Below are 18,815 nucleotides of genomic sequence, written 5' to 3'. Positions count from 1 at the left end.
TTTCAAAAATTTTGCGGTCGCTTCCAACCTCTTCTTTTCTTCTTGGGTCTCTTTAGTATTGGCACGAACTCATCGGCTAATCCGGACGTGTCGATGGTGGGTGTTCGCCACTTGTTTTCATTTACTCGTAGACATAAATACTCATGAAATCCATAACATCCATAGTCACAACGCTTGCCATACCCGCATTGACGCTGGCGCTAACGGTTTCCAGTTGCCAGCGTGATAACGCGCTAACACCAGAACAAGGCACTTTCCAGCCTACCGCAGGAGCCCGGCAGTTTGCTACCAAAACCAATGATTTCTCATTTAATTTTCTGAAAGAAGTCAACGCAGCGCAACGGGCCAACGAAAATATTTTTGTTTCGCCTTTAAGCATGCACATGGCTTTGGGGATGCTGCTCAATGGTGCTAATGGCACTACGGCGGAAGAAATCAAAAAAGTTTTGAAACTGGACGATGTTTCTCTGACCGAAGCCAACCAGATTTGGCAGCAACTTCTTGAAGGATTGCCCAATGCTGATCCGAAAGTAACAACAACACTAGCGAACGCTATTTTTCACGACAATAATTTTGCGTCTGAAGCTGGATTCTTGACCAGCACCACCGATTATTTCAAAGCCCGCGTTGCTGCGGAAGACTTTACCAATCAGGCTACAGTTGGAAAAATCAATCAGTGGGCCAGTGATAATACCAACGGTAAAATCAAGAAGATAGTCAATCAGATTCAGCCAAACGAAGTCCTGTTTCTGCTCAATGCGCTTTACTTCAAAGGCGACTGGAAATACCAATTTAATGCAGAGCAGACACAGGATAGACCGTTTGAGCTAGTTGACGGTGGGCAGAAAACCGTGCGGATGATGCAGCTTAACCGCGAACTCCGACGAGCTTTCCGTCCAAATTACACAGCGTTTGAGCTTCCTTATGGCGACGGTACTTACAGCATGACCGTTATGTTGCCCAAAGAAACCTCCTCTGCCGACGCGCTTATTAAATCATTAAGTGCCAATGAGTGGAATCAGTTACAGAACGACATGACCGCTGGATCGATGATGATTGGCTTGCCGAAATTCACCCTCGAGTATGAAGGAAATTTAAACGGCGTTCTGTCAAAATTAGGAATGCCAACGGCCTTTACTGATCTGGCTGATTTCTCCAAAATTAGCACCAAAAAAGGCTTGACGGTTACTTCAGTGAAACAAAACACTTTCGTAGCCGTCGATGAAAAAGGCACTGAAGCGGCCGCCGTGACGGGCATTGGTGTTGGCGTAACTTCCGCTCCGGCCAGCTATTTCTGCGACCGTCCATTTGTCATTGCGATTACCGAAAAACAAACGGGTGCTGTCTTATTTATGGGTAAAATCGTCAATCCAGAATCAAAATGATAAGAGCCTATTTCGTTTTATTGATAGCCGGAATCTTAATGTCTTATTCTGGTTGCGAGCGGAATGAAGAAGCAGTAATTCCGTCAGACGCGAGTAAATTAGCCGGAAAGTGGAAGTTGGTTGGCCCCTCGTCTGCCTATACGGTAACCTTACAATTAACCACAGACTCTACGGTGGTTACTATTCCTGAGGTACTGGCTTACCAACTGAATGGCCGTTCGTCCGTTAACTCCTATTTTTCGAAAGGTACGTTCGCTCATCTTTCAGAGACGGGTAATCCAAATCAAGGGCAGGCCAGTGTTGGAGTTATTGGCGCTACTAAAATGGCTGGGCCACCAGAAGCCATGCAGTTTGAAACGGCTTATTTCAATAACCTGAAAGCGGTTAACCGCTTTGAACTAACGAACCAAAACCGCCTGAAACTTTTTTACGGAGGCGAACAACCTGGCGTACTAACTTACGAAAGAACGAAATAATACAACCTGAATATCGATATAGCCGAGGTTTACCACACCATCTCCTCGGCACCTTAATAACCAACAATTATTTGATCACTGATTCATTGTGCAACTGCGAATGATTCGGGGCAGTTGCTCCGAATCATTTTTTTTAGACCTCTCCTTATTCGATTTTAACAATTTAATCTATTTAAATTCCAACCCTTTCACAATCAGCTAGGTCATGAGAGTCAGAACTAATTTCTAACTCTCTTATGAAGCTTAAACTTTTACCTCTTTTGACCCTGCTGGTGTGTCTGGCATTAGCCTGCACCGATAATTGCCGTGAAACCCGAACCTTTCGTCGGTTTACAGCACAAACTTTCACGGCTGCCCAGATTCGTGAAGGCGTGCAACAAGAAGATGCCCGAGCTTTGCAGATGCCCGGAAAAATCTACACTAAAGACGGTTATCTATTTATCAATGAGCTGAAAGAAGGTATTCATGTAATTGATAATCGGAATCCTGAGAACCCACGGACACTGACTTTTTTGCGTATTCCGGGAAATGGGGATATGGCGGTTCGCAATAATATTCTTTATGCAGATAGCTACATGGATTTGCTCGCTTTTGACATCTCCAATCCTGCCTCAATCAAACCGGTCAATCGCGTGCAAAATGTCTTCCCAAATGGTGTTTTTGACGGAGCTAGCTGGAGCTTTGACGCTAACTCAAATCGCATCAACGATCAGCGCGTTGATTATGTAACTGAAACAATAGCTACCAACTGTGATAATGCGCAGCCCGCTAATAACGGCTGGTGGTGGGGCGGTACTCTGCTTTCCGATAGCCGCGCCTTCAATAGTGCTTCACCCGCTCCAAATTCCAGTGGTGTTGGCGGCTCGATGGCGCGCTTCGCCTTATACGACAATTACCTGTATACCGTTAGTCAAAGCAACATGCAGTTGTTTGACATTCGGAACGCCGCGAATCCGGTGATAGGTAACAAAATTACACTGGGCTGGGGTATTGAAACGGTTTTCCCGTATAAAGATAAGCTTTTCATTGGCTCGCAGACGGGTATGCAAATTCTCGATAATTCTAACCCAGAAAAGCCGGTCCATATGTCCACCTTCCAGCACGCGCGGGTTTGCGATCCGGTGGTGGTCAATGATAACATTGCTTACGTCACACTTCGGTCGGGTAATACATGCGCAGGCTTTCAGAATCAGTTGGATGTGGTTGATATTTCCAACCTCTATAGCCCTCGCCTGCTGAAAAGCTATCCCATGAAGAACCCACATGGACTTGGCGTTAATTTCCCGAATCTATTCATTTGCGAAGGACATTATGGGTTAAAATCGCTGGACGTGAGCAATACGATGGACGTCAAGCAACTCATGCATCTGGAAGGTATGGATGCTTTTGACGTGATTCCGCTGGGCAAAACGCTGATGATGATTGGCCGGGATGGACTTTACCAGTTCGACGCTAGCAATCCAAGTAAACTACGGCAGATAAGCAAAATTCCGGTAACTCGTCCCTGGCAGAACATATGAAATCATCGAAACAAGTGCTTGATCTGGTGCTTTGTTATCAACGCATCACCATACCGCTAACTTTTTTGATCTGGCTGCTTTTGCTGTCGTCGGCCTTCGCCCAATCTTCCTTCAAGCCCAGTTACACCAACATGACTGAAGCGGGCGTTTTGTTTGGGCAAGTCCGCTATGGCGGGTCTACTTCGGAATCAGTAGCCAAGCGACATAACATTACTGGTCAAACTTTCAATGGGGTACAACTTCGTCCTAAGCTAGCCGTGGGCGCAACCGTGGGCGCTGACTGGTATAACTCGGCCTTGCTTCTACCGCTGTGTGCTGGCGTGCGTTACGATTTGGCTCGGCCCAACCAAAAGAATCTCCGGGTTTTCACTAGCCTGGACACGGGTTACAGCGTCACCTGGCTTAACGAAGATCCGACGGGCTATGAAACGAAGGGCGGCTGGGTGATTTCGCCGGGAATTGGCTTCCGCATTGGCAGACCACAAAATGCGAATTTTATCCTGTCGCTTAGCTACAAACGGCAGGAAGCCTCTGCCGAAAAGCCTCTTTTTTTTAATGAAATAGCCAAGGAAGAGACTCGCGTTTACAACCGGATTGCGCTTCGGATGGGAATTAGTTTTTAACAAAAAAGCCCCGGTAGTACCGGGGCTTTTTTGTTAGGCCATTACAAATTTGCTCTGGTTGCGTTTCCGCTCGTTTTCATCCAGATAAATCTTACGAATCCGGATCGATTTTGGCGTTACTTCCAGGTATTCATCCTTCTGGATGTATTCCATCGATTCTTCCAGTGAGAAAGTGATCTTTGGCGCAATTTTCACGTTGGTATCTGAACCCGATGCCCGCATGTTTGTCAACTGCTTGGCAGTTTGCAGGTTCACCACGATGTCGTTTTGACGGTTGTGCTCGCCAATAACCTGACCCGTATAAATGTCATCACCTGGCTCAACAAAGAATGAACCACGATCCTGCAATTTATCGATAGCGTAAGCTGTTGCCGCGCCGCTGTTCATCGAGATTAGCGAACCGTTGATCCGCTCAGGAATTGGTCCTTTATACGCCTGGTAATCCTTAACGCGGTGGCTCATTACGGCCTCCCCGAAAGTTGCAGTCAACACGTTTGACCGTAAACCGATCAGACCACGCGAAGGAATTTCAAACTCCAAGTGCTGCAAGTCGCCTTTCGGTTCCATGATCAAAAGCTCGCCTTTGCGCTGCGTAGCCAACTCGATCACTTTTCCAGCCGTTGCTTCCGGTACGTCAACAACCAGGGTTTCAATCGGTTCCAGACGGTTGCCGTTTTCATCCTGCTTGAACAATACCTGCGGCTGACCAACCTGCAATTCATATCCTTCCCGGCGCATGGTTTCAATCAATACCGACAGGTGAAGAATTCCGCGGCCAAATACCAGGAACCGGTCTTCGCTATCTGTATTTTCAACCCGCAGTGCCAGGTTTTTCTCTGTTTCTTTATACAAGCGCTCACGCAAGTGACGTGATGTCACAAACTTTCCTTCCTTACCAAAGAAAGGCGAGTTGTTGATGGTGAACAACATGTTCATGGTTGGCTCATCAACTGCAATACGCGTCAAAGCCTCCGGATTTTCGGCGTCTGTCAGCGTATCACCAATTTCGAAGTTCTCCAAACCAGTTACCGCGCAAATCTCGCCGGATGATACCTCAGTAACCTTTTGTTTACCTAGGCCTTCAAATATCTGAAGTTCTTTAATCCGTACTTTTTTAATAACTCCGTCAGCTTGCACCAACGCCATGTTAGCACCTTCACGCAAGGTTCCGCGATGCACCCGTCCGATGGCAATCCGACCTACGAAGGCAGAATAATCGAGGGAGGTAATCTGCATTTGTGGATTACCTTCATTTACCGGGGCCGCCGGAATATTTTCAATGATGGTATCCAGTAGGAAAGTAATGTTGTCGGTTGGTGTTCTCCAATCCGGCCCCATCCAGCCTTGTTTCGATGAACCATAAACGGTCACAAAATCAAGCTGGTCTTCTGTTGCACCCAGGTTGAACATCAGGTCAAAAACTTGCTCCTGAACTTCTTCTGGACGACAGTTTTCTTTGTCCACTTTGTTAACAATGACAACAGGCTTCAGGCCTAGTTGTAGTGCCTTGCTCAACACAAAACGTGTCTGAGGCATCGGGCCTTCAAAAGCATCAACCAGCAGACAAACACCGTCAGCCATTTTCAATACACGCTCAACTTCACCGCCAAAATCGGAGTGACCTGGTGTATCAATAATGTTGATTTTCACGTCTTTGTAACGTACAGAAACGTTCTTTGAGACGATTGTAATTCCCCGTTCCCGCTCCAGGTCGTTGTTGTCCAGAATCAGGTCGCCAAACTCCTGGTTGTCCCGGAAGATCTTCGAAGCGTGAATAATTTTGTCAACCAGTGTTGTTTTACCGTGGTCAACGTGTGCTATAATAGCTATGTTGCGAATAGATTGCATACAAATTCATTGTGTTGTACTAAGCTTCTCAGATCATTACTCGCTTTTAATAGTACAACTACTGTATTTTTTTAGATAATTTTTGTAATTATGTTGATTGAAATAAGATCAACTCTGAAAAATAAGCGTGCAAATTTACAAAATTTCTGCCTGAATAACAGATTTTTACAATTTATTAACCCATATTTAACCCAAAAGCCGGTCAGTGCCGGCTTCTGTCCTACTTATAAGATTCAGGGATCAATGATTAGGGCAACCACAGCCGCTTTTCTTCCGAAACAATCCCCACATAAATCCTTTCTTTTTGCGGTATCCCTTCCGCTTTTTGCCAATGGAAGAAGCGTCAACAACGCTGAATTCTGTTGATTTCGCGGGGCTAGCCTCAACCGTTATGTCAACTGGCAGCAACAGCACAGCTGTAATGATACCTATTCCTAGTTTCTTCATGACGAACGACCTTAACAACCTTAGTATCCTTCTATAACGAAAGATACGCTACTTTCTTCTCTGATTTAGAATTAAATACGTGTTTTCTCCTAAGTGGCCTTACCTAATTAACGCAAAATTTGCTGTTTGTTACTGAGTCGGCGCTTCGACGTTAAACATATTAACCCGCTCCTCTTTTTTACGAAGACCAAAATTATAACGCAGCGTCATTCCAAACCGGCGCGTGTCATTGCGACGCAGCCCGGTGGCAGCTACGGTGCCCTGCTGAAGCGTGAACCGATAGTAATTTGTAAATAAAATATCGTTCGCCGTTAGGGTGACCATCAGCTTATCGCTTAAAAATTTCCGGTTCAGGCTCATGTTCAGCGAGCCAAAATTGCTTAGCTCATAAAACTGAAGCTGTCCCTTGGTGCGAATAAATCCATTTAGCGTAAAGGTGGATCGGCGGTCTATTTTCAACGAATGGAAGGTAAAAAATGACCAGCTTCCCCGGCTAAAATTCAGCGGACGATTTTCGTAAAAACCGGTGTACTCGTTGTGATTGTACTGCGCACCCACCACAAAAAAGTAACGATTAACGGGGGGAATAGCGCCCAAAATTCGGAAATACGTTTCTCGGTTTGAGCCAAGATTGTCGTAGGTCCGGTAGGCGATGCTGCGGTTACCGGGGTCTTGATAAACAACATTCGTGAAAATGTCGCGGGTATGGTTGCGTCCAACGGCAAAAAGCGGCCGATCTTCCACGCTGATATTTACCTCGTAATTATCGGTAAACTGAGGTCGCAACGCTGGATTACCCGTTTCGTATAAATACTGATCAATGTAACGGGCACCCGGGTTTAGGTAGTCGTAAGCCGGACGTGTAATCGAGCGTCGGTATACTAAATAACTCCGCAGTTCATACCCGGCGATTTTAGCTACCCGGCGGCTTAGGTATACATACGGGAATAAATCCGTGCGATTGATCTTAAACGACGTGTCGGCTGGAACCCGCTGCTGGCCGTACATATTTGTGTTTTCGAGCCGCAGACCACCTTTCAAAATAAATTGCCCAAACGTCTTTGAGAGCTGCGCGTAAGCCGCATTAATATTCTCCCGATAATCAAACGAATTGGTCCGAAACTGGTCGGGCAAACGGTTGTTGTTGACCTGGTTAAAATAATTCGTTCGATTTGTGAAACGCTGAATCGTTGTTTTTGCCCCCGATTCGAAGGTGAGCGTAGTACTTAGCTTGTATTTCAAATCGGCCTGCGCAGCGAAAAGATGACGCTGGTTATCAAACGTACCGTCGCCCGTGATACCCGGACGCTCGGGCAATAAATAACGCGTGGAAAAATCCTGCGTGCTTTGATTACCAATGAAGTTATAGGAAACATCCGTCGTAACCTCGGAACCCAAGGTATCTAATTTGTATTTTGTCGTAACTCCCTGACTAATTGACCAAACCCGATTGTGCGTGTTTACAAAATTTCGGTTGTCAGACAGCAAGCGGCCAGCACTGATCTGACTAATCTGGTTGTCGTTTTCCGACTCTGTTTCAGCACCAGTCCATGACAAACGTCCATCAAAATTCAATTCCCATTTGCGGGACAAATCGAACCCCAGTCCGTAACCCGCATACAATACATGAGCCGGATATGTGGTATAAGCATCCTGACCCAGAACAGAATCCGGCGCAAACTGTCGCTGGCTCTGCACCTGCTCATAAGAATTACGCCGTGTATAATTTACGTTCAGGTAAGAGGTCCGGTTATCCTGGCCATTGTTAATGTTAATCCCCACAAACTGATTGCCCAGTTTTCCCTGATTAAAACCGGCGTTGGCCGAACCAGTCAGACCTATTTTAACGCCTTTCCGCAGGATGATATTGACTATTCCCCCACTTCCGCTAGCGTCATAACGCGCTGAAGGCGTACGCATCACTTCCATTCGGGCAATGCTGTTTGGTGGCAGACTTCTCAGGAGGGAAGCCATATCTGCCGCGCTCATTTTTTGCTCTCGCCCGTTGATATAGATGGTAGCTGGACTGGTGCTGCTGAGATAAACGTTGCCATCAGGATCCAGAAAAAGCCCGGGTGTTTTTTCCAGCAGTTCGTAAGCGCTGGTACTCGTGCTGGCAATCGGTTCCGGATCAACAATGGTTTTGTCGTCTTCCTGCCGCACCAGCGGTCTGGCCGCCGTTACCGATACGGCTTGAAGGGTAATGTTATCCTGCGCCATCATCAGGGTTAATACGCCTTGTCCGATTGAAGCCGGAATTTCCCGGCGCAGTGGTTTATAACCCACCGAGGTAACCTGCAATCGATACGCCTTTCCTGTCTGGATTTGAAACGAAGCCAGGCCAGCCGTATCGCTACTGGCATACAGACGGCGGGTTGTATCGGTCCGGTCGGTTAGCTGGAGATTAGCGCCAATTACGGCGTCCTGATTGGCATCCCGCAACCGAATTTTCAGTTGACGGTTTTGGGCAAAAAGAGAAGAAGAAAAAAGAGTAACAAGTAAAATTACTAAGTAAGTAGAACGGTGAGTACGCATTATCGAAATGTTTATCGACAAATTTACGCAAAAACCGATGAACCATCATGGAACAAAAAATACCGGCACGTTTGTACCGGTATGCTATTTAATCTTGATTTAAAATAAATTAACGTGGTCCTCTTGAGCCTGAATAAGGTCGGCTGTTCCGATAGGTGTAATTCGGCTGGCGGTTATAACGGTAACGCGGCGGTGGCGTTCGGTAATAGCGCTTATTCCGATAAACAACCCTCGGCGGAGGCGTTACAATCACTGGTCGGGCAGGGCGGTAATACCTCGGCCCATAGTAGCCGTAACCAGGTCCATATCTGTAGTCGGGGCCAACACGTACTCCCGTTGGCGCACAACTTGTCAGCATGATTCCAATAATCAGAGCCGACAATAGTGAAACTAAACGACGTGTTTTCATAATCGTAAAAGAGTCTGTTTCTAAGTCAACAAGCTGTTTCTCCTTAGACTCTGTTAGTTTATAATAGTTTAACGTTGAAACGCCAAAAATCGTTTAGAATCAAAAAAGCTCCAGCTAATGCCGGAGCTTCCTATTGTTAGTCTGGGGGAGCGTTTACTTATTGAACCGTTCTTTCAAATAGGTCTGCGTCAATTGATAAGCATCTTCAGTTGCGGCTTTGTCAAACCCCGGATTACTTGGGTTAGCAAACGCATGATCGGCATCATACATTTTGATGGTAGCTACTTTACCAACTTCTTTCATTGTCTTCTCAAACTCTGAAACACTAGCCGGTGGAATGCCTTTGTCACGGATTCCGAAAATACCCAGCACGTCTGTATTTAGTGTTTTTAAACGCTCTGGATTTTTTTCTGGCTGGCCGTAGTACATCACACAGCCGACGGCTTGATTGCCTGCTAACAAAGCTGATTGCAGGGACAAGCCACCGCCAAAACACCAGCCGACACTCGCAATTTTTGCCTTTGGACCCGCGTAAGTAATGGCAGCCTGCATAATGGCGCCTAAACGCTCTTTTTTGACAGATTGTACCAATTGAGCGGCTTCCTCCCGTTTGGTTGCTACCTGACCATCATACATGTCAATGGCCAGCACATTCACGTCTTTTAGGTCGTTGTAGTATTTTTCGGCTTCCTGCTTAACATAATCGTTCAAGCCCCACCACTCCTGATAAACCAGTAGCCATTTATCTGAAGCTGTTTTAGACTTTAGCAGGAATCCGTTCGCTTCTTTTCCATCCGGAGCGGCAAACTTCACCATCTCACCAGCGGCGCTGGTATACATGAAGGCAATCGGCTCCCTGTGTAATTTTTGAAAGGCAGGGTCAGCAGCTAAGGCAGCCATATCGTGCGAAGTAGAAGTATAACAGAGGGGAACACCATCCGAGGTCAGTGGTAATACCTTATCCTCTGGCTTTTTAGGAGCAATCAGCGATAGAAACAGCGATCCAACGAAAATAAAGAGTGCTTTCATAATATGAGTGTAAACAGGTTGATTGTCAGGCTTTTTTTAATTCAATTAGGGTTATCTCCGGGAAAATTCCAAGCCGTCCAGGATAGCCTAGGTATCCATAGCCGCGGTTGACGTACAAGTATTGATTGTTTTCCTGGTATAAACCTGCCCATTGTTTGTAGACGTATTGAGAGGGGCTCCACTTGAAATCACCCACTTCTACCCCAAATTGCATGCCGTGGGTATGGCCGGCAAACATGGCATCAATGTCTGGAAACTGCTGACGAACCTGCGCATCCCAATGGCTGGGATCGTGCGAAAGCAACAACTTGACTGGATATTCCTCTGTACCACGGTACGCTTTTGCCAGATCACCATATTTTGGCCACCGGCCCGAACCCCAATTTTGAATACCGATTAAAGCGATTTTATCTCCATTTTGTTCAAAAATCCGGTTTTCATCCATCATCAGGTTCCAACCCATTTGCTTGTGAGCCACCATGAGCCGTTGCAAATTTCGGCGCTTCGCGTCATTGCTTTCCCAGGCAACGTAGTCGCCATAATCGTGGTTTCCCAGCGTCGAATAAACGCCCAGTGGTGCTTTTACTTTGTCGAAAATAGGGAGGTAATCAGTCACTTCATCCGCCGTGTTGTTTACCAGATCACCTGTAAAAAATACCATATCCGGCTTTTCACGAAGCAACATCTCAATCCCTCCTTTCACCGCCGTTTTGTTGAAAAAACTACCGGAATGAATATCGGACAATTGCGCAATCCGCATCCCATCGAAACCAGACGGCAGGTTTTTCAGCGCAAGTTTTACCCGCCGAATCCGGTAATCGTGCGCTCCCGAAACAATTCCATACGTAAAGCCTACCAAGGGAACAGCACCAGCCACCAGGGCCGCTTTCGACAGAAACTCGGACCGGGTAATCGCATCCGTTACTGGAATGGTTTCCTGCGTCGTTTGGTCCACGGCGGCCCGAACATCCGGGCGATGAACCAGCGAAACCACCCAGCGCCCCAGGCGGCCCAAGTCGTCAATCAGCAAAAACAGAACAGGAAACACTTTACAGAGGTACGGAATGGCAATAACGGAATACATAAAATTGCGCGTTACGCGTCCGAATGCATCTGGTGGGCTAAACTGCATAATAAGATACAGCAGCAAAATAAGGCCGGTAAAGCTCCAATAAACAATCGTGGCCGCCCGTCTGGTGCCTTCCGAAGACGCATTCGTCACCGTTTTTACCGCTTGAAAGACATACCAGTCAATCAGCAGCATAACGGCTGATACAAATACAATTACTACTAGTCGATTCATAATCAAAAATAAAACCCACTGCCTGACGGTAGCTTGTTGCTTAACGTCAAGGAATGGGTTTAGGTTTACGCTTAGTTAAAACTCTTATTCGTTTATAAACTCAGGTTCCGGCCTTTCTTCAACGATGTCTTTTTTTCCGAAATATTTAATTCGGATTCGCTCATTGATCCAATACATACAAGGAACCGCAATCAGCGTTAGAACGGTTGAAAAAGTTAAACCAAAAATAATGGTCCAGGCCAGAATATTCCAGAATACGGCGCTATCGCCACCAATGACAATATGCGGATCAAAATTTTGGAACAGTCCGACAAAGTCAACCGTTAAGCCAATGGCCAAGGGAATCAGACCAAGCACGGCTGCCGAAGCCGTTAGTAAAACGGGCGTTAACCGAATACCTCCTCCTTCAATAATGGCCTCCCGCAACGGCATTCCCCGATCGCGCAATTCGTCGATAAATTCAATCAGCAGGATTCCATTTTTCACCACAATACCGGCCAGGGCAATAATCCCAACCCCGGACATAATGACCGAGAAGGTTTTGCCGAAAGCCATGAAACCCAACAACACGCCAATCAGGGACAGAATAATCGTCACGAAAATAATAATTGGCTTCACGACGGAGTTAAACTGAGTGGCCAGAATCAGATAGATTAGCAACAGAGCCAGCCCGAACGCACCACCAAGGAAACTCATGGACTCCTGCTGGTCTTCCTGCTCACCACCCATGCGGACGGTATAGCCATTCGGAACTTCCATCTGATCAACCAATTGCTGAATCTGAGCCACAATCTGGTTAGCATTGTAACCCGGAATTACGTCTGAACCTAGTGTAATCAGGCGCTCCTGGTTTTTCCGGTTGATCTGGCTAAAGGTAGTTGAGTAGCTAATATTGGCTACGGATGTTAGCGGTACTTGACGCAGCAGCCCGCCTGCGTTCATATCCCGGTAGACCACATTCATACTCAATAGCCGTTCGATTTGGCTCCGGTCGTCTTGTTTCAGGCGAACCATGATCGGGTATTCGTCTTTTTCGTCCCGAAACTTCGATACTTCCAACCCAAACAACGCGGCCCGAATGGCCTGCGCTACCTGGCCCGTCGAAATCCCTTCGCGCTGCGCTTTGTCGCGGTCCACATTGATGATAATTTCTGGCTTGTTGGTAATCAGGTCTGACTTTAGCTGGTCGATTCCTTCAATACCTGCTTTCGTAATCATCTGCCGCACTTCTTTCTCCAGGTTCGATAACATTTTGAAGTCATCACCCGCAATTTCGATGGAGATGGGTTTTCCCGTTGGGGGACCATTTTGCTCCCGCTCGACCGAAATTTCAGTACCTGGGATTCCCTGCATGGCTCCCCGAACTTTGTTCAGGATGTCTTCTGTGGAGATGCCACCTCGCGCTTCGTTTTTGATGAAGGCTACCGTTACTTTCGATTTGTGCGGCGTTGCTGAACGGTCGGGATTAGTTGGATCACCGGCATTTTTACCCACATTGGCAATCACAGAATTAACAATGTGAGCGGCTTTATTCTTTTCCAGCACGTTGAACACCCGCCGCTCAATGACTTTAGTAACCGAGTCCGTCACCCGTGAATCCGTTCCAACAGGCATTACATTGTAGACATAAATGTAATCTGGATCACCGCTGGGGAAGAAAATCACTTTTGGCTGGACGATGCCCATTAGAACAAAGGTAACGATCAGCAAAGCAAACATGGAAATGATAGCTCCAGCTGGCCGCCAGCCTTGCAATAGCCACGAAATCAGTTTACGATACCCGTTTTTTAACTTTGGTAACAACCGCTCCTGAAAGGGTATGATGATGCGTGGTGTCAGGACATAATGATTGAATACGTACAAGATGATAAAGAATACAAACAAGTTGCCGATCCCCCGGTCAATAATGTATCCCACACCAGCCATAGCGGCCATAATAATTATTGGGCGCTGAATGGTCTTGAAGCTGGTATCAACCTCCTCGTGGTGTTCCTCATCATGGCGCTGCATGAACGTTACGGCAAACACTGGATTCATGACATAAGCGACAAATAGCGAAGCAAACAAGGTTAGAATCAGCGTTAGGGGCAGGAATTTCATGAATTCGCCCACAATACCCGGCCAGAACAAGAGCGGAAAGAAGGGAGCGATAGTCGTCAGCGTTCCCGATAATACCGGAATAAATACCTCGCCAGCTGCGGCTTTTACTGCTTTTTTGATGTCCCAGTCTTTGTGCAGGTTGAAGAGCCGGTGCGTGTTTTCAATCACCACAATGGCATCATCCACCACAATTCCCAGACCCAGCAGGAAGGCAAATAACACGATGGTATTCAACGTGAAGGTAGTGCCAACGATAGGCCCCACCACGGGCATACAGACAAAGGCCACCAAAGCCGACAGGGGCACCGATAGACCAATGAAAATAGCATCGCGTACTCCCATAAAGAACATCAGGATCAGTACCACGAAAACAAAACCAAGAATAACGGTATTGATCAGATCGTGAATATCGGCTCGTGTCCGTTCCGACTGGTCGGCTGTGATTTTCACATCCAGTCCTTGCGGAAAGCGGCTTTCTTTGTACTCGGCGATTTTTTCTTCAATCTGATCCGAAGCCGAAATAAGGTTGGCACCCGCCCGCTTGATTACGTTCAGCGTTACGACCGTTTTATTGTCCAGACGGGCAAAATCCTGCTGCTCTTCAAAACTATCCACTACCTCGGCAACATCGCCCAAACGCACCGTAGCGCCGGTACCGGTTCGAATCAGGATGTTTTGCATTTGCTGCACATCCGTAAACTCGCCCTTCACCCGCAAGGTCCGGCGAACACCGTCAACATTTAGATCACCTCCCGAAGCGTTGACGTTTTCACCCTGCACGGCCATCATCACGTCTGTAAACGTCAAACCAGCCGACTGCATACGAGGCAAATCAAGATTAATCTGAATTTCCCGCGTCAACGCCCCAACAATATCCACACGGCTGATTTCCGGCATGGCTTCGATGGCGTCCTGTAAATCTTCGGCGTATTCTTTCAGGCGTTTGAGCGAAAAGTTACCGGCCATGTTGATGTTCATGATCGGAAATTCCGAAAATTCAACGCTTTGGGCGGTTGGCCCCGAAGTCAGATCACTTTCTTTGGGCAAGTCCTGTTTCGCCTTATCGACGGCATCCCGTACTTTCTGAAGCGCCTCCGATGCCTCGACATCTGGATTAAACTCCACCAGAATGACCGATACATCCTGCAAGGCGTTGGATTTAACCCGTTTAATGCCCGAGATCGACTTAAGCTGTTTTTCGATGGGCTTATTAATTGTATTCTCGATATCAGCCGGTGCCGTTCCCGCGTAAACTGTCTGCACATACACCTGCGGTACCTTTATATCCGGAAATTGCTCTTTAGGCAGGTTGTTGTAAACGACCAGACCAAATAAGGTAACGATAAACGTAAAGATGTAGATCGCCGTTCGGTTTTCGACACACCAGTTTGTGAAGCCGAGTGTTTTATATTGTTCGAATTTCATGGGCCTCGATGGGATAATTTAGAAGTTTATCGGTTGTCCATCTACTAATTCCTGATAGCCTTTTGTTATGAGCTGGTCCCCTGCTTTTAGCCCCTCCGTAATTTCGATCTGTCCACCGTAGCTTTGCCCCGTTTTCACCTGGCTGGCTTTGGCTATTTTCTTACCGCCTTCATTGACTGCCACATAAACCAGCTGCCCATTTTCGGTACTTTGAATCATGTTTTGGTCAATTACAATTGCTTTTGGCTTGGCTATATCATTGATTCTTACCTGTGCCAGCATATTCGGCTTCAAGTCTTTACTCGATGGCAATGGCGCTTCAACCATAAACGTACGGTTCAAAGGATCTACCGTTGTCGACACAAAATTGACCGTTGTACGTAATTCCTTATTGATATCGGGAAAATTAATGATGATTTGATCGCCCCGCTTCACGCTACCCGCATACGTATCCGCCACTTTTGCGACCACCTTTAACTGCGAGAGATTTACTACCCGTACTAGACCTGCCCCGGGCATTGCCATGTCGCCCAGCTTAACATTGACCTGGTCAATAACCCCGGAAATAGGCGAAGTCACCGTAAACTGCGAGCGTTGGGTATTCAATGTAGCCAGTTGGCGTTCCAGACCCTCTTTGTTGTTTTTGGCTTGCAGGTACTGAATTTCGGTGCCGATCTGTTGCTTCCAGAGATTAGCCTGCTTTTCAAATATGGTGTTCGCCAGCGTCAATTGGGTTTTCAATTGTTCTACGTTGTCCCGCAAGACGGCGTCATCCAGCTGGGCAATAACTGAACCCGCCCTTACCACATCACCTTCTTTAACTCGCAACGACGTGATAGTCCCCCCTGATTTCGGAGATACCTGTACGTTGTTTTTGGCGTCGATGGTGCCTTGTACTTCCACAAAATGCCGGAAGGTAGTCGCGGTTATTGGTGAAACAGTTACATCTTTTACCCGAACTTGTTCCTTCTTGTTCGGATCAAGTTTTGCCACTTCCAGTTCCAGTGCCTTAATTTTTGTACCAAGTTCAGCTTGCTGATTTTTTAAGTCAGCCAGTTCTGCTTTTTTGGTATCTACTTCTGATTTTTTTTCAGACGAGCAGGCAATCAGCAAGCCTGTCATCAGAGTGAGTGCATAGTATGCTTTCATGGTAATCTTTCTAGTAGCCGTGTTCTATAGGGAAGTCTGTTAGTTTTGTCCGGAATACAAAGTGCCCATTGCCTTATCCAGATCTACTTTTGTAATCAAATAGTCGTACAAAGCCGCGAAATAATTTGTCTGTGATTCCCGAAATGAAGTTTCAGCGTTTAGCACTTCGATGTTTGAGCCAACGCCCTCTGTATATTTTATCCGCGTAACCCGAACAATTTCCTGCGCCAAATCCAGGTTTCTTTTTTGCGTTTTCAGGGTTTGCAGATTATTTGTCAGCGTAATTGAGGCCTGTTTAAATTCTAGATCAATAGAATTCTTCAGCAATTCCCCGCTCTGGCGAGCTTTGTCCACGGATATTTTTCTTTGCTGAGCCGCGTATTTTTTCTGAAATCCATCAAAAACAGGTACGGATAAGTTCAGGCCAACTGCCGACGAGTTAAACCATTTTGTCGTCCAGAGTTCACCAAATGCATTTCGTCCGTTGTTATGCCCATAGTTAGCAAAAGCACTTAGTCGCGGGAAATACTGTTTCCCAATACTTTCGTAGTCCAACTCAGCCAGACGAATCTGGGATTGCAAGGTCGAAAACTCAATCCGCTGGTTGTAATCAACAGCAGGATTAAGTGTCCCAGTACGCTCCAGCTCTTCCAGATTTACATTCTGAATCCGATCCGTTAGTTTGATTTCGTCATTAATCCCCAAGCCCATCTGAAACTTGAGTAAATAGTAACTCAGGGAAACCAAATTCTGTACATTCTGTCGCTCAGCTTTTAAATTATTTAGCTGTACCTCAAGCCGATCGATATCTATTTTTTCGACAAAGCCCTGCTGGTTGAGCGCGCGAGTTTCACGAAGCAAAGTGTCTACGCGACTAATATTCAGGTCGAGCAACTTGATCCGTTCCTCACTTACCAATGTTCCATAATACGCTTTCGTAACCTGTTCAGCAACGCTTATTTTCGAGGCAGCAACTGTTTTTTGAGCTAGTTCGCGGTAGGTCGATGCAGCGCGTAACCCTATTTTATACGAGGGATCAAACAACAATTGGCTAACATTGGCAGCAATACTTCCCTGAAAATTAACACCAAAGGGAATGGCGGTTACCCCTTCCACCTTGCTTGCTGAATCAGCAGGAGCGCCAAAACCACCACCGGGGAGAATAAATCGCTGTATAATGGTATTATAAGTAAACTGACCTGCAAGACCTATTTGCGGAAGAGCAACGGATTTAATTTCCTGAATACGGGCATTGGCACTTAAGGCGTCTAGTTGAGCATTCTTTATATTTATATTTTGCTCAGTAGCGAATTTTACGGCATCGCTAAGACTAAACTCACGAACTGAAGGCGTCGTTTGCGCTACAGCAAGTGAAGTGACCCCTAAGCCAAGTAATAACCCCCTCAGGATTTTACTTAGAGATAGAAGTTGATTCATTAGCATATTGTATTAGAAGTTGGTTATAGATTGAAAAGCCCTTTTCTGTAAGAATCCCGCGAATAAAATGCTGGAGTAATTGCGCCTGTACGTTGAACATTGATGAATAGCTTAACGGGAAAACCTGGTCGTTAAAGGCCAATTGTACCAATTCCATTCGTAGTCGAGCCATGATATCGATGTCTATTTCTGAGCGATACACATTCTGAAACACGCCTTGCTTTAAGTTTTGACGAATTGCCTCTAATACATATTTCTCTTTATATTCCTGGCATAGCTGCCAAGCTCTAGGATAATGGCGCTGTAGATCAATTAGTAGAGCTGGGTTAATTTTAGCCAGCTGGTCACGCAGCGTTTCAGACATGGTTAGCAATTCTTTAATCGGATCTATAGTAGGCTTCTTATTATAGTCCACTATTATTTTATCACGATCTGTATAATTACTAATTACCTGGTAAACAATATCTTCTTTATCAATAAAATGCTGGTAAATGGTCTTCTTTGAGATGTTAACTTGACGAGCAATATCATCCATAGTAATGCTTCTGATTCCGTACTTCCAGAATAAAGCTTCTGCTTCTGTCAATATACGTTCCTTTAAATCCACAGCTTAATAATTGGTTCTTACTGCGGAACTATGGAAACTTTTAATAAGTTCGTAGTTTCCGTAGCAAAGTTTTCTTTAGGAACCCAAAGGTGCAGGAATAGAAATTGTCCATCAAGATAATGATTACGAACTACCTTTTTTTGAGGATGAATAGATCTTCAAAGCTGATGAAGCCCCTTTATGGAGAATGAGCTAAGAAGATGAGCTTACGTTGAGCTATAAGCACAAAAAAAGAGTCTTGCTTTGGGGCAAGACTCTTCTTGTTCACTCAAATATTATGGCGGCAGCTACCTACTCTCCCGGATTCGACTCCAGTACCATCGGCGTGGCGGGGCTTAACGGCTCTGTTCGGAATGGGAAGAGGTGAACCCCCACACCATGACCACCGACCAATTTCTTTTATAAGTCCTTCTTTTAAGATATGGAAACTACAATTCTTTCGTATCAGGTTCGTCAGCGAATAACTTAGTGTCTACACCTCAGGTCATTAGTACGACTCGGCTTTAGACATCTCTGCCCCTG

Annotated in this window: 13 protein-coding genes and 2 rRNA genes (1 of these 15 running past the window's edge); 4 read left to right on the top strand and 11 right to left on the bottom strand. The window is 46.1% G+C overall.

What is annotated here, in order from left to right:
* Positions 1 to 143 precede the first annotated feature (143 nt).
* The 4 genes from L0Y31_RS06415 (at position 144) to L0Y31_RS06400 (ending at position 4,004) form a co-directional block, all read left to right on the top strand.
* On the top strand, positions 144 to 1,385 hold the full coding sequence (locus L0Y31_RS06415) for a serpin family protein (protein ID WP_234736294.1): 1,242 nt from the start codon (positions 144 to 146) through the stop codon (positions 1,383 to 1,385).
* A 38-nt stretch (positions 1,386 to 1,423) separates the two neighbouring features.
* Positions 1,424 to 1,861, top strand: coding sequence for an META domain-containing protein (locus tag L0Y31_RS06410; RefSeq protein WP_234736293.1), 438 nt, complete (start codon positions 1,424 to 1,426; stop codon positions 1,859 to 1,861).
* Between the two features lie 236 nt (positions 1,862 to 2,097).
* Entirely contained in the window at positions 2,098 to 3,381 is a 1,284-nt protein-coding gene (locus L0Y31_RS06405; RefSeq protein WP_234736292.1) for an LVIVD repeat-containing protein, read from the top strand.
* Entirely contained in the window at positions 3,378 to 4,004 is a 627-nt protein-coding gene (locus tag L0Y31_RS06400; RefSeq protein WP_234736291.1) for a hypothetical protein, read from the top strand. Before L0Y31_RS06405 ends, L0Y31_RS06400 begins: the two co-directional genes overlap by 4 nt.
* A 33-nt stretch (positions 4,005 to 4,037) precedes the next feature.
* On the opposite strand, the gene typA is transcribed toward L0Y31_RS06400, so the two are convergent.
* The 11 genes from typA to L0Y31_RS06345 all read right to left on the bottom strand — a co-directional run.
* Positions 4,038 to 5,852, bottom strand: coding sequence for a translational GTPase TypA (gene typA / locus L0Y31_RS06395; protein WP_234736290.1), 1,815 nt, complete (start codon positions 5,850 to 5,852; stop codon positions 4,038 to 4,040).
* 240 nt (positions 5,853 to 6,092) lie between these two features.
* Positions 6,093 to 6,299, bottom strand: a complete 207-nt coding sequence (locus L0Y31_RS06390) for a hypothetical protein (protein ID WP_234736289.1) — start codon at positions 6,297 to 6,299, stop codon at positions 6,093 to 6,095.
* A gap of 129 nt (positions 6,300 to 6,428) precedes the next feature.
* Entirely contained in the window at positions 6,429 to 8,834 is a 2,406-nt protein-coding gene (locus L0Y31_RS06385) for an outer membrane beta-barrel protein (RefSeq protein WP_234736288.1), read from the bottom strand.
* 562 nt (positions 8,835 to 9,396) lie between these two features.
* The gene (locus L0Y31_RS06380; RefSeq protein WP_234736287.1) at positions 9,397 to 10,272 is read right to left on the bottom strand and encodes a dienelactone hydrolase family protein; all 876 of its coding nucleotides are present in this window, start codon (positions 10,270 to 10,272) and stop codon (positions 9,397 to 9,399) included.
* Between the two features lie 25 nt (positions 10,273 to 10,297).
* Positions 10,298 to 11,575, bottom strand: a complete 1,278-nt coding sequence (locus L0Y31_RS06375) for a metallophosphoesterase (RefSeq protein ID WP_234736286.1) — start codon at positions 11,573 to 11,575, stop codon at positions 10,298 to 10,300.
* Between the two features lie 84 nt (positions 11,576 to 11,659).
* A complete protein-coding gene (locus tag L0Y31_RS06370; RefSeq protein ID WP_234736285.1) occupies positions 11,660 to 15,100 on the bottom strand; it encodes an efflux RND transporter permease subunit in 3,441 nt (1,146 codons plus the stop codon).
* Between the two features lie 18 nt (positions 15,101 to 15,118).
* On the bottom strand, positions 15,119 to 16,249 hold the full coding sequence (locus tag L0Y31_RS06365; RefSeq protein ID WP_234736284.1) for an efflux RND transporter periplasmic adaptor subunit: 1,131 nt from the start codon (positions 16,247 to 16,249) through the stop codon (positions 15,119 to 15,121).
* Between the two features lie 39 nt (positions 16,250 to 16,288).
* Entirely contained in the window at positions 16,289 to 17,686 is a 1,398-nt protein-coding gene (locus tag L0Y31_RS06360; RefSeq protein WP_234736283.1) for a TolC family protein, read from the bottom strand.
* On the bottom strand, positions 17,661 to 18,293 hold the full coding sequence (locus tag L0Y31_RS06355) for a TetR/AcrR family transcriptional regulator (RefSeq protein WP_234736282.1): 633 nt from the start codon (positions 18,291 to 18,293) through the stop codon (positions 17,661 to 17,663). The genes L0Y31_RS06360 and L0Y31_RS06355 overlap by 26 nt, the downstream gene beginning before the upstream one ends.
* A 278-nt stretch (positions 18,294 to 18,571) precedes the next feature.
* A 5S ribosomal RNA gene (rrf, locus tag L0Y31_RS06350) occupies positions 18,572 to 18,683 on the bottom strand.
* Positions 18,684 to 18,761: 78 nt separating this feature from the next.
* Positions 18,762 to 18,815, bottom strand: a 23S ribosomal RNA gene (locus L0Y31_RS06345) (it continues 2,837 nt past the right edge of the window).

This window comes from Tellurirhabdus bombi, assembly GCF_021484805.1.
Lineage (GTDB): Bacteria > Bacteroidota > Bacteroidia > Cytophagales > Spirosomataceae > Tellurirhabdus > Tellurirhabdus bombi.
Note: the sequence above shows the minus strand (reverse complement) of the source record. Positions and strands in the feature narration are given on the sequence as shown.